The organism is Arthrobacter sp. TJ-58 (assembly GCF_058269295.1).
On record NZ_JBZCNM010000006.1, the window covers coordinates 1 to 15,033 of the forward strand.

A 15,033-nucleotide genomic window follows, 5' to 3' on the forward strand; every position below is an offset into this window, starting at 1 on the left:
GGGATCACCGTGCTGCGGGTGCTCACCGACAACGGTTCCTGCTACCGCTCCGGGGCATTCGCGCAGGCCCTGGGACCGGGCATCAAACACAAATTCACTAGACCCTACCGGCCGCAGACCAACGGAAAAGTTGAGCGGTTCAACCGGACCTTGGCCGTGGAATGGGCGTACGCGAAAACCTATAAGAGCGAAGAAGCCAGGATCGCTGATTACGATGCCTGGCTTCATCACTACAATCATCATCGACCCCATACCGGGATCGAGGGCCTCTCACCTATCGAACGCGTTCACAACGTCCGTGAGAGTTACACCTAGCTGGCCTAACCAGCGCACGACGACGGCGGGGCACCTTCGCGGGTGCCCCGCCGTCGTCGTGTCCGCAGTGTCAGAGGCACATGAAAACATGAGAAGTTACGAAATTTTTCGGTGTGCTCCACCGCCCTAGGGAAGGACCCCACGCACCATGATGGGTGGTCATCACGCAGCATCAGGCGCCGCAGCCTGGATAGCTGTTGCTTCAACCGCACCGCACGCCCTTGGCTGGTATCCGGTAACCCCGCTGGGCGTGGTCACCGGCGCGCTGCTGACTGCCGGAGCTGCGCTGCTGCCGGATCTGGACCACCACAGCGGGACCATCGCCCATTCGCTGCCTCCCATCACCAAAATCCTGGCCCGGATAACCGAGCAAATCAGCGGAGGGCACCGCCGCGGAACCCATTCGCTGCTGGGTCTGGCGGTCTTTGTGGCACTGTCCACCGCCCTGGGAAAGGTCACCACGGTGGTCCCCGTCTTCGGGTCCGTCGCCGTCGGGGCCGGTGTGCTGTCAGTGCTGCTCATGGGATTTGCCCTGAAGGCGCTGAAGATCGCGGGCGGACCCGGCCGCAGCTGGCTGCTGGCCCTGGCCCTGTCCGCCTTCATTGCCGTCTACGCGCCGGAAAACAACGACTGGCTGCCCGTCGCCGTCGGTCTTGGCGTGGCCGTACACATCCTGGGGGACCTGCTGACCCATCAGGGCGTCATGATCCTGTGGCCGCTGCGGATCAAGCGTCCCCGGTCCCTGGCGGGCGTGCCCGTGGTGAACAAGCTCTGGCGCAGCAGCGGCAGCATGTCCCTTCCGCTGATCGGTGCTGCCGGTTCCTGGCGGGAATGGGCACTGATGGTGCCGGTCACGGTATACGCCATCTACGGAGTGGTCTATGACGCCTTTATGACACTGAGCCAGTGGGCGTCCGCTTAGAGCTAACCCGCCGCGACGAGTTTCGAACTGTTCACCGCTGTGAACGATAATGGTGTCTGTGGAACTAGCCCTGTTTGCTGTCATCGGCGTGGCTGTTATCGTCACCGTCGCCGCGTTTTCCAAGAGGCTCGGCATTGCCGCGCCCCTGATTTTGGTGGTGGTGGGGCTCGGGCTGTCCTACTTACCCGGCTTGCCGACATTCACCGTTCCGCATGATGTGATCCTCATGGGTGTGCTGCCCCCGCTTCTCTACGCAGCTGCGGTGAATTTGCCCGTTGTGGACTTCCGCCGCAACCTCAGCGCCATTTCCAGCCTTTCCGTCTTCCTGGTCCTGTTTTCGGCTTTGGCGACCGGCCTGCTCCTGTACATCCTGCTGCCGGACCTGAACCTCGCGGCGGCCATCGCCCTGGGCGCCGTGGTGAGCCCGCCCGACGCCGTCGCCGCCACCTCCATCGGTAAGAAACTGGGCTTGCCGCCCCGACTGGTGACGGTGCTGGAAGGCGAGGGTCTGGTCAATGATGCCACGGCACTGGTGCTGCTGCGCTCTGCCATCGCCGCCAGTGCCGGCGGCCTGGCAAGCATCTGGGACGGCGTGGCGGACTTCGGCTTCGCAGTGGTAGCCGCCGTCGCCGTCGGCCTGTTGGTCGGGTTCGCCACGGTCTACCTTCGCTCCAAACTCCACGACCCCGTTTTGGACACGGCTATTTCTATTGTGGTGCCGTTCGTGGCCTTCATCCCGGCCGAAGAGCTGGGCGCCTCCGGTGTCCTGGCCGTGGTGGTTGCCGGCCTCTACACAGGTCACCGCTCAGGCGCCGCCTTCAGCGCGCAGGCGCGGATTAATGACAGCGTCAACTGGCACACCATCCAGTTCCTGCTGGAAAACGGCGTGTTCCTCCTCATGGGGCTGGAAATCCGCTACTTGGTGGAGAACATTGACCCCGAACTGCTGACGGTGCGCGAAACCGTGATGATCGGACTCGGCGTCACTGCCCTGCTGATTGCGATCCGCTTCGTGTGGATGGGCCCCCTGATTCTGCTGCTGCGGGCAAAGGTGGAGCACCAGGAACGGCGGACCACCCGGTTCCGGGCCGCGCTGGACAGCCTGAAGGCGCAGGGACTGTCCGACGAGCGCACCCGGCGGCGCCACAAGCGCGGCGAGAAGATCTACCGGCGGCGGCGGGCGGACATCGCCCAGCTCCGCGGCGAAGGCCTGGACTGGCGCGGCGGTGTCGTCATCGGCTGGTCCGGCATGCGCGGTGTGGTGACGCTGGCTGCGGCGCAGTCCCTGCCGGAATCAACCCCCTACCGGGAACAGCTCGTCCTGATCGCTTTCACGGTGGCAGTAGTGACTCTTCTCCTGCAGGGCGGAACCCTGCCCTGGCTCATCAAGATGCTCGGTGTCCGGGGCCGCAACGCTGCGGAGGACCAGCGCGATCTGGCAACCCTGCTGGACCAGATCAGCGATGCAGGCCTGATGGTTCTGGAAAACCCCGCCATCTGCCTGAACTCGGAAGTGGATGTGGACCCGGACGTAGTGGAACGCGTGCGCCAAAGCACCTTCCTGCGCAGCGAACTGGCCTGGGAGCGGGTCAAGGCGCTGGGTATCGGCACCTCGGCCACTCCCCAGCTGCAGTACCGCGAGCTGCGGCGCGCCGTCGTGGAAGCCGAGCGGGAAGCTCTGCTGCTGGCCCGCCGGGAGGGACGTTTCCCCTCCCGCACCCTCGCCGATGCCCAGCGCCTGCTGGATGTGGAGGAGACCCGGCTGCGGCCGCGCGTGGGCGAACGGTGACCGCGATTCAACCGGGCCGGCGCTTGGCCGGGGCCGTATCTCAGTCCTGGTGCAGCTGGATGTAGTTGCCGCAGCCGTCATCGAAGACTGCCCGGGTGCCCATCGCGTCGGTTTCCGGCGGGCCGGTAAAACGGACGCCGAGGGCGCTGAGCCGCTCCATTTCAGCTTCAACGTCGTCCACTCCCAGTACAACGGCGGGCAGGCCGAGGTCATAGACTCCGCTGCGATAGGCCTCGGCCACGGGATTGTCGCTGGGTTCCAGCAGCAATCCCGGCCCGTCCGGAATCCCGGGCGCCTGGACAACAAACAGGTTGTACTCGCGCATCACCATCAGTGGTTCAAAGCCCAGCGTGCCGGTGTAAAAATCAAAGGCCGCGGCCGGATTCGTCACATGGATGCTGCTCATTTTTACGCGCATGCGCGAAAGGCTACCGCGTTGTCCGCCCGGTGCGTCCGCCGATCCGAACTTTAACGGCTCCGGCGGGGCTTACCGCTCTTGCCGGTTCCCTTGCTGCCCGGGCTTGCCTTTCCTGACGCCCCTTTAGTGCCCGAGGTCCCCTTGGTGCCGGAACCGCCCTTGGCGCCGCCGCGTCCGCCGGACCTGCCCCCAGCACCGGGCTTTTCTCCGCTCCTGCTCTGGCGTTCCTTGGTCCGCTGCCGGGCCGTGGTTTTTTGCTCGGCCTGCACCGAGGGCTGCCGGGAACTGTTGGCAGTGCGTCCACGCACAATGCCCACAAACTCCTCAATCCCCTCGTCTTCGGACCCTTCCAGCCAAGCCACCGCAATGCGGGTGGCCGGGACCCCGGTCAGCGGGCGGGAAACGACGTCGCGCCGTGAATACAGCTTGGCCACAGACATCGGGAGGATCAGCAGGCCCGCACCCGAGGCCACCACTTCCATTCCGACGTCGGTGCCCCCCATGTCCTTTAACTCCAGCAGGTTCTCGCCGGCCAGATCCGACACATCCAGCTCATCAAAGGCCGCAACGGCGGAATCCTTGGCCGCCGCCACCACGGGGCGTTCCTCATAGAGGGGAATAACGCTCAGGTCCGCGGGCCGGATGAACCCTTCCTCCGGAAGGCGCACAAACACCAGGTCCGCCCGGCCGGCGCGCAGATCATCCCAGACGGCGTCTTCGCCGCACTGATAGGCGTGGACCTCGCGGTCCTTCCGCTCCGTCCACCGGCCGATCCACTTTCCGGGCGTCACTCCGGGAACATAACCCAGGGTCAGCGGACGAGCTGCAGGGGTCTGGCGGGGGGAGAAGTCTGTTGGCACCTTTTCAGATTAGCCCAGCGCACTCCTCACCGGTTCGCAGCCGCTCCCTCCCCCCACATCACCCGACGCCCGCACGGTTGCCCGTGCCGGATATCCTTGGAAGATGACTTCCGAGAAATCCCAATCCATGAAACCTGCCACGGCAGCCAAGAAACTGGGCATTTATCTGCCCGCAGCGCCGCAGGAGTTCCAGGACGGGCCCATTTCCCGCGCCCAGTTCGACGAACTTCAGGCCAACCCTCCCGAATGGCTTGTTGAACTGCGCCGCAACGGTCCCCACCCGCGCCCCGTGGTGGCCCAGAAGCTCAACATCTCCATCAGCGGCCTGACCCGTTCAGGAATTACGGACGCCCTGACCAGCGCGCAGATCACCGAACTGCTGGCCGCACCGCCGGCCTGGCTCGTTGAAGAGCGGGCCAGCTTTGCCGCTGTCCGCGAGGAAGCCAAGCGTGTGAAGGAAGCCGACGCCAAGAAGGCGCGGAAGGCGGCACAGGCGGAGCAGCAGGCCAACAAGCAGGCTTAACCGCACTTCTCCCAACTGCAGCAGGCCCGCCGGTCACCGGCGGGCCTGCTGCAGTTAAGGCGGAGTCCCCCGGCGTTCTGGCTTCCGGCCGCTGAGGGCTTTTCCGGCTGCTTTGGGAAAACCCGGTCCGTCCGCAGCGTCCGGGTTTTCCCGGAACGCCCGGATTCCCCAACGCCGCCCGGATAGTAATCAGGACATAAAAAAATCACCCCGGTTTATTCAACCGGGGTGATTCTTTTTGTGCGCGAGGGGGGATTTGAACCCCCACGCCCTTTCGGACACTGGCACCTGAAGCCAGCGCGTCTGCCGTTCCGCCACTCGCGCTAAATGGTTTCCCGCGAAAAAGTGTGCGTTCAGTCTCACGACCGTTTGCGTCTCGATTCCTCGGGAACAGCAGAATCAAGCATACCCACATTTTGCCCAAACACCTAAACGGGGCAACAGAAGCCCCAAAATCCGTGTCCTGACAAGGATTTTCTCCCCATCCGGGGGATCCCTGCCCGATGTTGGGCCCCCCGGAAGGGGCCGGCGCGGGAGAGATCCGCCAGGGGGCAACGCCGTGCGGCCGTTAGGCACTTTATCGGGAGGGGACAGTACTATCGAAGTGGACCTGTATATCTTTGGCCTGCCCTGGTGCGCGGCACACAGGGCCACACGCTGCCGCCGGAGAATCCGGACAGAATCCTAGGGAGGGAGGCGATCATGGGCTTACTCGATAACGTTGAACGCGGAATCGAAAAGGTTGTGCGGGGTGCCTTCTCTACGGGCTCCTCCGGGCGGGTTGAACCCCTTGAACTTGCCATCGCACTGCGGCGGGAACTGGACGAGCGCTGTTTCACTGTGGGCCAGGGCCGCACTCTTGCCCCCAACGTCTTCACGGCCCGACTGTCCGACTCTGACTTTAAACGTGCCCAGGAATGGGGTGCCCCGCTGGCGGAAGAACTGTGCGACGTCGTCATCAAGCATGCACGAAGCCAGTCCTACACCCTGCAGGGGCCCGTGCGGGTGTCCTTCACCCGCGACTCCGCGCTGAAAGCCGGCGTGCTTGAAGTGGACTCGGCCACGGAGAAGGCCGGAGCCCCGGCACCTTCGGCGCGTCAGGCAGCACCTCCGACGCCCCGACAGGGACCGGCACGCATGCAGCCTGTCCTGGACATTGACGGGCAGCGGTATTCACTGAATGCTCCTGCCGTTGTGCTTGGACGGTCCTCCGAGGCCGATATCCTCGTAGATGACACCGGCGTGTCCCGCCGGCATCTTGAAATCCGCACCGAAAACGGTGTCAGCCGCGCCATCGACCTCGGTTCCACGAACGGAAGCTTCGTCAACGGCCAGAGAGTACAAGGGGAAGCAGATCTTACGGATGGCTCAACTATTGCCATGGGTCGCACCCGCATCACCTTCCGGCTCCTTCCCGCACGTTCCGGGGGGCGCTAGTGGAAGGTGAATTGATTGTGACCCTGCTCCGGTACGGGTTCCTGCTTCTGCTCTGGCTGATGGTTATCAGCGTTGTCGGCGCTATCCGCCGTGACCTGGTGGTTGGCAGCCGCAACCGCACCGGAACGCCCACCGCCCGGCAGATCCGAAAGAACCCCGAACTGGAAAAACAGGCTCCGGCGCCCGCCCGAGTTGCTGCCCGCCAGGTTGTCGTCACCGAAGGCCCCCTGCGCGGCACCACCTTGGAGCTTGCTTCCAGCCCCATCCTGCTCGGCCGCGCCCAGGAAGCAACCCTCGTGCTGGAAGACGATTATGCCTCCGGACGCCACGCCCGCCTGTTCCCCCAGGGCAGCCGCTGGTTCATCGAGGACCTCGGTTCCACCAACGGCACCTTCCTCGGCGGAAGCCAGCTGACGCGCGCCCTGCCGGTGGAGCCCGGTGTTCCCATCCGCATCGGCAAGACGGTCCTTGAGTTGAGGCCTTAGCCGTGGCCCTGGTTCTCAACTACGCTGCACGGTCCGACGTAGGCATGGTTCGTCTGAAGAATGACGACTCGGCCTATGTCGGCCGCTACCTGGCCGTGGTTGCCGACGGCATGGGAGGTCATGCCGGCGGCAACGTCGCCTCCGCCTCCACTGTGCTGGATCTGGTTCACCTGGACCGTGAAGATCACGACGGCGAAGCGCTCACCGTTCTCGCGGATGAGATCCAGGCAGCGAATTCGCTGCTTTCCGAGTTGGTCACTACCAGCCCCCAGCTGTCCGGCATGGGAACCACCGTCACCGCCCTGCTGCTGCATGATTCCACTTTTGCTTTGGCCCATATCGGCGATTCCCGCGCCTACCGGCTGAAGAACGGGGTCTTTGAGCAAATCAGCATTGACCACACGTTCGTGCAGCGCCTGATTGATGAGGGCCGGCTGCGCCCCGAAGAAGCCGAAGTCCATCCGCACAAGAACGTCCTCATGCGGGTCCTCGGGGATGTCGACGCGAGCCCCGAACTGGATCTGGCAACTTTTCAGGTAGAACCGGGCGAGAGGTGGCTGCTCTGTTCGGACGGTCTTACCGCAGTGCTCCGGGACTCGGACATCGAAAGCGTGCTCAGGAGCACCAGGGACATTCAGCGCTGCGTGGACATCCTGGTTGAACTGACTCTTTCCGGCGGATCGCCTGACAACGTGACGGTAGTCGTCCTGGAGATCGCCGAGGCGCCGGATGACTCAGTGCTCCCCGCGGAGGCTGACACCGCACGCGTTCCCATCATCGGCAGTGCCGCTGCCCCCTCCCGAGTCAATGAACCGACTGCTGCTCCGCTCAGCTCTTCCCAGCATGCGGACCCCGATACCGGCGGCGACGACGAACCGGCCCGGGCCGAACTGATCCGCCAGGACCTTTCCCAGCGGCCGCATGTGCTGGTCGGTGCAGCCTCCCTGGCCACCGAAACCGGGCAGATTCCCATCGTTACCAAGCGCTCTGCGGAACGCCGTTCAGCGCGCCTGCTCACGCACAAGGCCACACCCGAGATCGAGGCGCCTGCGCAGACGGAGCCTGCGCAGCGTCGCCGCTGGGTGGTTCCCGCCTTCCTGGCGCTGATGACGGTTCTGCTGGCCGCAGTCCTATGGGTGGGCTACACCTGGACCCAGACCCGCTACTACGTCGGCTCAAGTAACAATAACGTCGCCATCTACAACGGGGTGTCCCAGTCACTTGGGCCCATTCGACTTTCCTCTGTCACCGAAACCACCGATATTCCCGTCGACAGCCTCCCGGAGTACCAGCGCAACCGGGTAGAAGGCACCATTCCGGCCAAGGACCTGCTGCACGCCGAGCAAATCGTCGAAGACCTCAGGGGAACAGCGCGCACGAGCAGCAGCAGCTGCGCTCCTGCCGCACCGGCGACGCCGGTTCAGGCCACGCCCAGTCCGGTCCCCGCGCCTTCCGGCAGTGCCGCACCCCAGCCCTCGGCCTCTGCCACTCCGTCAGCCGCCGCCCTACCCGCCGCTGATCCGGAAAACTGTGGAGGACAGAAGTAATGTCCGATGTACTAACCCCGCCCAAATCCCGCCGCAACATTGAGGCTGCTCTGCTCCTGCTTGCCCTGCTTGTGGGCATCGGCGCCAATATGGTGGTTGGCCTGGACCAGGACCGGGCGTTCGACTCGGACTTCTGGACTCAGGGTGCAACACTGGTGGGCCTGGTCCTGGTCTTCCACATCATTCTCCGTTTCCGCGCGAAATATGCCGATCCGGTAATACTTCCTATCGTGACCGCCCTCAACGGCATTGGCCTGGCCATGATCCACCGTCTGGACATCGCCGAGGGAACAGACGCGGCCGACCGGCAGCTGCTGTGGAGCGCCGTTGCGGTAGCAGCAGCCATCGCCGTCCTCTTCCTCATCAAGGATCACCGGATCCTGCGCCGCTACACCTACATTTCACTCATCGTCAGCGGCATCCTGCTGCTGCTTCCCCTGACACCGCTCGGTCTGGAACTCAACGGTGCACGGATCTGGATCGAGGTGCCGGGGATCGGAACGTTCCAGCCCGGCGAAATCGCCAAGATCACCCTGGCTATATTCTTTGCGGGGTATCTCTCCACCAACCGCGACCTCATCCTGTTGGCCGGGCGCAAAGTGGGCCCCCTGCAGCTTCCGCGGCTCAAGGACCTGGGGCCCATGATGGCCGCCTGGATCGTCAGTATCGGCGTGCTGGTCTTCCAACGGGACCTCGGCTCCTCAATCCTGTTCTTCGGACTGTTCATGGCCATGATCTACGTGGCCACGAGCCGGGTCAGCTGGGTCCTGATCGGGGTTGCGCTGCTGGCCGCCGGCGGCCTGGCGGCCATGCAGCTGTTCAGCCATGTTGCGCTGCGGATCGACGGCTGGCTCAATGCGTTCGACCCGGAGGTCATCGATCGTCAGGGCGGCAGCTGGCAGGTGGTCCAGGGGCTGTTCGGGCTCGCCAGCGGCGGCCTGGCAGGCACTGGCCTTGGGCAGGGCAGGCCGGACCTCGTCACCTATGCCAACTCCGACATGATCATTGCTGCCCTGGGTGAAGAACTCGGACTCATCGGAATCTTCGCGATCGTGCTGATGTACGTCCTGCTGGTTTCCCGCGGTTTCCGCGCGGCTCTGGGCACCCGTGACGGGTTCGGAAAGCTGCTGGCCTGCGGATTGTCCTTCACCATTGCGCTGCAGTGTTTCGTGGTGATCGGCGGGGTGACCCGCCTGATCCCGCTGACGGGGCTGACCACGCCGTTTATGTCCGCCGGCGGCTCATCGCTGCTCGCCAACTGGATCATTGTTGCGCTGCTGCTGCTGATCTCCGAAGCCGCCCGGCGTCCGGCAGCCATGGGCCCGATGACGGGTCCCATGGTTCCGGCGCTGCCGGAATCCACAGCGGGGACGGCCCCCAAACGCACACTTAGGGAAGAGGAGGTACGAGGCTCATGAATCAAGCCATTCGAAACAGCTGGATTGTGGCCTTGTCCATGTTCATCCTCATTCTCGGTTCGCTGACCTACGTCCAGTTCTTTGCGGCGGAGGACCTGAGCACCAACCCGAACAATAACCGCACCATTTACCAGGACTTCGGCCGGAACCGGGGCTCCATCCTTGTGGACGGAGTGCCCATCGCCGAATCCGTGCCCTCCGGGGACCAGTTCAACTTCCAGCGGGTCTACCACCAGCCGGAGCTCTACTCCCAGCTCACCGGGTATTTCTCGCTCGTCAGCGGAGTGACCCAGCTGGAAAGCGTCATGAATGATGAGCTCACCGGTACCAGCGACCAGCAGTTCCTCGACCGCCTGGTGCAGCTCGTGTCCGGCAACCAGCCCCAGGGGGCATCGGTTGAGCTGACCATCGACCCTGACCTGCAGCAAATGGCATATGACCTCATCCCGGACGGCCAGAAGGGCTCCATCGTCATGATGGAACCCAAAACCGGCAACATCCTGGCTATGGTTTCCAAGCCCAGCTATGACACCAACCTCCTGGCCGGGCATGACACGGCTGTGGTGGAGCAGAACATGCAGGAACTGCTGACGGTGGACGGGCTCTCCCCGTACACGAATGCCGCCACGCAGTCGCTGCTGGCCCCGGGCTCCGTATTCAAGCTGGTCGATGCCGCGGCCGCCCTGGAATCCGGGGAATACGACGCGGATTCCCAGATTGACAATCCCAATGAGCTTCCCCTGCCGGGAACCAACATCTCCCTGCCGAACTACACCAACGGAAACTGCGGCGTCCGCTCCCAGGCCACCATCGGCTTCGCCCTGGAACAGTCCTGCAACACCGTGTTTGCCCAGATTGCCTGGAAGCTCGGGGAGAAGGCGATTGTCTCCCAGGCGGAAAAGTTCGGCTGGAACACTCCCCTTCATCTTCCGGAACGCGGCATCGACCGGGTGGTGGCCAGCGGCTTCCCCACCGAGATGGACCAGGCCCAGCTGGCGCAGGCCGCCATCGGCCAGTACAGCGTCACGGCCACTCCGCTGGAAATCGCCATGATGACGTCCGCCATTGCCAACAACGGCGTCCAGATGACCCCCAACCTGATTCGGAACGTCCGGGCAGCCGACCTGTCGATTATCGACGAACCGGAACCCGACGTCCTGAATACCTCCATCAGCCCGGACACGGCACGCCAGCTCACCGACTGGATGGTGGGTGTCGTGGACAACGGCACCGCCTCCGCGGCGCAGATTTCCGGCGTGAAGGTGGCCGGAAAAACCGGAACCGCCGAGGTTCAGGACCGGGGCGACAACGCCTGGTTCACGGGCTTCGCTCCGGCTGATGACCCCGAAGTGGTGATCTCCGTCGTCATGGAAGACGTGGACCTGACTACCGGTGCCCAATTGACCACTCCAAGCGCGCAGAAACTCCTAGAGGCGGTGTTGAATAAGTGAGGCCTTCATCGGGTATCACCTTAGGCGGCAGATTCCAGCTCACCGACCGTATTGCCATCGGCGGTATGGGCGAAGTCTGGAAGGCACGGGACCTTGTCCTGGGCCGAATTGTTGCCATTAAGATCCTCAAGGAGGAGTACACCGGGGACCCCGGGTTCCTCAACAGGTTCCGGGCCGAGGCGCGCCATACGGCGCTGCTGAACCACGAAGGCATCGCCAACGTCTTCGATTACGGCGAAGAGGAGGGGTCCGCCTATCTGGTCATGGAACTGGTCCCCGGACTTCCGCTGTCCTCCATCATCGAACGGGACAAGAGTCTTACGCCGGACCGCACGCTCTCCATCATCGGGCAGACTGCCACTGCGCTGGCCGCTGCCCATAAGCAGGGACTGGTCCACCGGGACGTCAAGCCCGGAAACCTGCTCATCCTGCCGGACGGCAGGGTCAAAATCACTGACTTCGGCATTGCCCGGCTCGCCGACCAGGTGCCGCTGACGGCCACCGGCCAGGTCATGGGTACGGCCCAGTATTTGGCTCCCGAGCAGGCCACCGGCCAGCAGGCCACCGGTTCCAGTGACATCTACGCGCTTGGTGTCATCGGTTACGAGCTGTTGGCGGGGACCCGTCCCTTCTCCGGCGAATCCCAGATCGCCATTGCCCTGGCCCAGGTCAATGACACCCCTCCGCCGCTGCCTGAGACCATTCCGCTGCCGGTCCGCGCCCTGGTCATGTCCATGCTGGCCAAGGATCCGGCGGACCGCCCGGCGGACGCCGAGGCACTGGCCCGGGCGGTTGCCGCCATCCGCCGCGGAGACATTACCGCTGCAGAGGCTGCGGTTCCCGGAATGCTGCTGTTCGGAGGCGGCGGCGCCACAGCCGTCAACGATGCCGTGACCCAGCCTGTCCCCACGGCAGGCACCTCTGCGACCCGCGTGGTGAACACGTCCCCCTCCACCTCGGCGCTTCCCACCGTTGCCGGAGCAGCTGTGGGTGCGGACAGCGCTGCCACCGGCGAACTGGCAGCGTCCCGGGAATGGACGGACGAAGAAGTCGACGACGTGGACGGTGCCGGCAGCGACGGCACCGTCAGCGACGGCGATGCCACGGCAACGGCCAAACGCCGCAGCCCGTGGACCCTTCCCCTCATTGCCCTGCTTGTACTGCTGATCGGTGCCGGAATTGCGGCCTTCCTGCTGAGCGGTGATGACAAGAAGGACCCGGCTCCTGCCCCGACCGCCTCCACCACTCAGGCAAGCCCCAGCGCAACGCCTTCGCGGAGTGCGAGCCCCAGTCAGACCCCTTCGGAAAATGCCGACGAAATCACCGTCGACCCTGCCGACTTCATAGGTCTTCCTTTCGCCCAGGCCCAGGCCCGGCTGAGCGCTCTGGGGCTGTCCGTCACCGGAAACCCGGTGGAATCCGCGGACGATCCCGAGGGACAGGTCTTTGACGTTGATCCCGTAGGCGTGCTCTCCCGCGGGGACCGCGTCACGGTCAGCTACTACACCGCTCCCGCTTCTCCCTCGCCGGAGCCGTCCTCTCCCTCTTCTTCTGCCCCGTCCACCCCCTCTGCCCCGTCCAGCTCCTCTGCCCCGTCGACGACCAACGTTCCCGGCGGCCTCACCGGGCAGGCCAGCAGTGCGGCGGACCAGCAGATCAGCGCTGCCGGGCTGGTGGCTGTCAACGGCGGCACCCGGCCTTCCGACCTGCCTGCGGGAACCGTGGTGGCTGTCAATCCGTCCGAGGGCGCGCCGGTGCCCCAGGGCTCCACCGTCACGTACTTCATCTCGGAAGGCCCTCAGCCTGTCCAGCCGGCACCCACAACGCCTTCTGTACCCACCGCTGCCACCGTCCCGGAGCAGCCCAACAACATTGTGCCTTCGGCCGGTTAAGCGGTTATGAGCGCAGAATTCCTCAAAGGACACCCTCCACTGAATACTGAACGGGTGCTCAACGACCGGTATGAGATCGGCGAGCTGATTGGACGCGGCGGGATGGCTGACGTCTATCTCGGCCGCGACCTCAGGCTCGGCCGTACCGTCGCCATCAAGGTTCTGCGCCCTGATCTCGCCCGCGACCCTCTTTTCCAGTCGCGGTTTCGGCGCGAGGCGCAGGCTGTTGCGGGGTTGAACCATCCGTCGGTGGTCAGCGTTTACGACACGGGCAACCAGGAGTCGCCCGGGTCTTCCACCGAGGATGTACGCCTGCCTTTCATCGTGATGGAGTATGTCCACGGCCGCACCCTGCGGGACTTGGTCAAAGCCAAGGAAATTACCGTCGAAAAGGCGGTTGATTACTCCCTTGGCGTCCTTTCGGCGCTCGAATACAGCCACCGCTCAGGCATTGTCCACCGGGACATCAAGCCCGCCAACGTCATGGTCACTGACGAGGGCGGCGTGAAGGTCATGGACTTTGGGATTGCCCGTGCCATGGCTGATTCCGCGGCCACCATGACCCAGACCCAGGCCGTGATCGGCACTGCGCAGTATCTCTCGCCGGAACAGGCACGCGGCGAAACCGTGGATGCCCGCAGCGACCTCTATTCAGCAGCGTGCCTGTTGTTCGAAATGCTCGCGGGACGGCCTCCGTTCATCGGCGACAGCCCGGTGTCGGTGGCGTACCAGCATGTCCGTGAAACTCCGCCGAAGGCCAGCAGCTTCAATCCGGAGATCCCGGCCTCTCTTGACGCCGTTCTGGAACGCGGACTGGCCAAGGACCGCGGCGACCGTTATCAGGATGCCCATGCCTTCCGGGAGGCGCTGCTGCGTGCCCGAAGCGGAGCCGCCGCTGATCCGTTCCCTCCCACGGAAGCCACGGAGGCGCTGACGGTGTCGCCCCCCAAACGTGCCGCCGTCGAGGTCAGCCGGATTGAGGACGATCCCAGGACCCGTGCCATGGCGCGGATCCTGCCCGAACATGCTCAGCCCCATCCGTCCCCGGAGGGCGGGGACCACGACGAGGACGACGACGACGACGTTCCGGTGGCTCTTGCCATCGGCAACACCGGAGAGCGGGACCCGGATCAGAAGGCGCGCCGCCGCGCCTGGATCACCACCCTGGTCATTGTGCTGATTCTCCTGTTCGGTGCCGGTGCTGTCTTTGCCTACAACTTGATGAACCCCAAGGAAACTGCCCCCGTCACGGCCATCATGCCCAGTGTCCAGTCAAAAACGCAGACCGAGGCACTGAACATCATCCTGAACGCCGGGTTCGGTCCGCCGACCGTTGAGCCGCAATACAGTGAAACGGTGAAACCGGGCCTGGCGATTGGTACGGAGCCTGAAGGCGGCACGGACACCCCGCTGAACCGGAAGGTTATCCTCTACGTTTCGCAGGGACCGGCCACCGTGACCGTTCCGGATAATCTCGCCGGCATGACGGAACCTGAAGCACGCGATGCCCTGCGCCGCCTGAACCTCGAGGGCGGAAGCACTGACGTAGCCAACAGCCCCACGGTTGCCCTTGGCCGGGTTCTGTACAGCATCCCCGCCGCCGGAGAGTCCGTCCCGGTGGGCACCACAGTCGATTTGGTGCTGTCCACCGGCAACGTCACCGTCCCGAATGTTGTGGGCCTGCCCGTAGACACGGCGAAAGCCATGCTGGGAGCTCCTGAGTACCTGCTGACCGCCACGGTGAATGAGGTGGAAAGCGCCCTGGTGGAGCCCGGCATCGTGATGGACCAAAGCATTGGCGGCGGAATGAATGCCGAGCAGGGCAGCACCATCTCCCTGACGGTTGCCAAGGCTCCTGCCCCTCCTGCCGTTCCTACGGAAACACCTTCGCCGAGCACCAGTGCTTCTCCCGAGCCGACGCCCGCCCCGTCGCCCTCAACGTCACCGGCAAAGAAGAAAAAGGACGACGACTAGCC

13 protein-coding genes and 1 tRNA gene are annotated in these 15,033 nt (G+C 64.4%); 11 read left to right on the forward strand and 3 right to left on the reverse strand.

The genetic code is table 11. The annotated features are described in order from the left end of the window. The 3 genes from AC4D2W_RS15235 to AC4D2W_RS15245 all read left to right on the forward strand — a co-directional run. Positions 1-315: integrase core domain-containing protein (locus tag AC4D2W_RS15235; RefSeq protein WP_490927765.1), on the forward strand; the 315-nt coding region annotated here is incomplete at its 5' end. 148 nt (positions 316-463) lie between these two features. Further along, a complete protein-coding gene (locus tag AC4D2W_RS15240; protein WP_490927766.1) occupies positions 464-1,237 on the forward strand; it encodes a metal-dependent hydrolase in 774 nt (257 codons plus the stop codon). A gap of 49 nt (positions 1,238-1,286) precedes the next feature. Beyond that, complete coding sequence (locus tag AC4D2W_RS15245; RefSeq protein ID WP_490927767.1) at positions 1,287-3,026, forward strand: cation:proton antiporter; 1,740 nt, start codon at positions 1,287-1,289, stop codon at positions 3,024-3,026. A 40-nt stretch (positions 3,027-3,066) separates the two neighbouring features. On the opposite strand, the gene AC4D2W_RS15250 is transcribed toward AC4D2W_RS15245, so the two are convergent. Both AC4D2W_RS15250 and AC4D2W_RS15255 read right to left on the reverse strand, forming a co-directional pair. Further along, positions 3,067-3,444, reverse strand: coding sequence for a VOC family protein (locus AC4D2W_RS15250; RefSeq protein ID WP_490927768.1), 378 nt, complete (start codon positions 3,442-3,444; stop codon positions 3,067-3,069). Between the two features lie 50 nt (positions 3,445-3,494). Continuing rightward, positions 3,495-4,304, reverse strand: a complete 810-nt coding sequence (locus AC4D2W_RS15255; RefSeq protein WP_490927769.1) for a LysR family transcriptional regulator substrate-binding protein — start codon at positions 4,302-4,304, stop codon at positions 3,495-3,497. Positions 4,305-4,407: 103 nt separating this feature from the next. On the opposite strand from AC4D2W_RS15255, the gene AC4D2W_RS15260 reads away from it, so the two are divergent. Next, positions 4,408-4,827 (forward strand): DUF5997 family protein, encoded by a 420-nt coding sequence (locus AC4D2W_RS15260; RefSeq protein WP_490927770.1) that lies wholly within the window; start codon positions 4,408-4,410, stop codon positions 4,825-4,827. Between the two features lie 241 nt (positions 4,828-5,068). Here the strand turns inward: AC4D2W_RS15260 and AC4D2W_RS15265 are convergent. After that, a tRNA-Leu gene (locus tag AC4D2W_RS15265) sits at positions 5,069-5,151 on the reverse strand. 378 nt (positions 5,152-5,529) lie between these two features. On the opposite strand from AC4D2W_RS15265, the gene AC4D2W_RS15270 reads away from it, so the two are divergent. The 7 genes from AC4D2W_RS15270 to pknB are packed head-to-tail and all read left to right on the forward strand — an operon-like array spanning position 5,530 to position 15,031. After that, on the forward strand, positions 5,530-6,264 hold the full coding sequence (locus AC4D2W_RS15270) for an FHA domain-containing protein (protein WP_490927771.1): 735 nt from the start codon (positions 5,530-5,532) through the stop codon (positions 6,262-6,264). Further along, positions 6,264-6,749, forward strand: a complete 486-nt coding sequence (locus AC4D2W_RS15275; protein WP_400930112.1) for an FHA domain-containing protein FhaB/FipA — start codon at positions 6,264-6,266, stop codon at positions 6,747-6,749. The genes AC4D2W_RS15270 and AC4D2W_RS15275 overlap by 1 nt, the downstream gene beginning before the upstream one ends. Before the next feature lie 44 nt (positions 6,750-6,793). Continuing rightward, complete coding sequence (locus AC4D2W_RS15280) at positions 6,794-8,296, forward strand: PP2C family protein-serine/threonine phosphatase (protein WP_490927878.1); 1,503 nt, start codon at positions 6,794-6,796, stop codon at positions 8,294-8,296. Then, entirely contained in the window at positions 8,296-9,714 is a 1,419-nt protein-coding gene (locus AC4D2W_RS15285) for an FtsW/RodA/SpoVE family cell cycle protein (protein ID WP_490927772.1), read from the forward strand. Before AC4D2W_RS15280 ends, AC4D2W_RS15285 begins: the two co-directional genes overlap by 1 nt. Further along, on the forward strand, positions 9,711-11,165 hold the full coding sequence (locus AC4D2W_RS15290) for a peptidoglycan D,D-transpeptidase FtsI family protein (RefSeq protein WP_490927773.1): 1,455 nt from the start codon (positions 9,711-9,713) through the stop codon (positions 11,163-11,165). The genes AC4D2W_RS15285 and AC4D2W_RS15290 overlap by 4 nt, the downstream gene beginning before the upstream one ends. Next, positions 11,162-13,057, forward strand: a complete 1,896-nt coding sequence (locus AC4D2W_RS15295; RefSeq protein ID WP_490927774.1) for a protein kinase domain-containing protein — start codon at positions 11,162-11,164, stop codon at positions 13,055-13,057. Before AC4D2W_RS15290 ends, AC4D2W_RS15295 begins: the two co-directional genes overlap by 4 nt. Positions 13,058-13,111: 54 nt before the next feature. After that, on the forward strand, positions 13,112-15,031 hold the full coding sequence (gene pknB, locus AC4D2W_RS15300) for a Stk1 family PASTA domain-containing Ser/Thr kinase (protein WP_490927775.1): 1,920 nt from the start codon (positions 13,112-13,114) through the stop codon (positions 15,029-15,031). Positions 15,032-15,033: the final 2 nt, after the last annotated feature.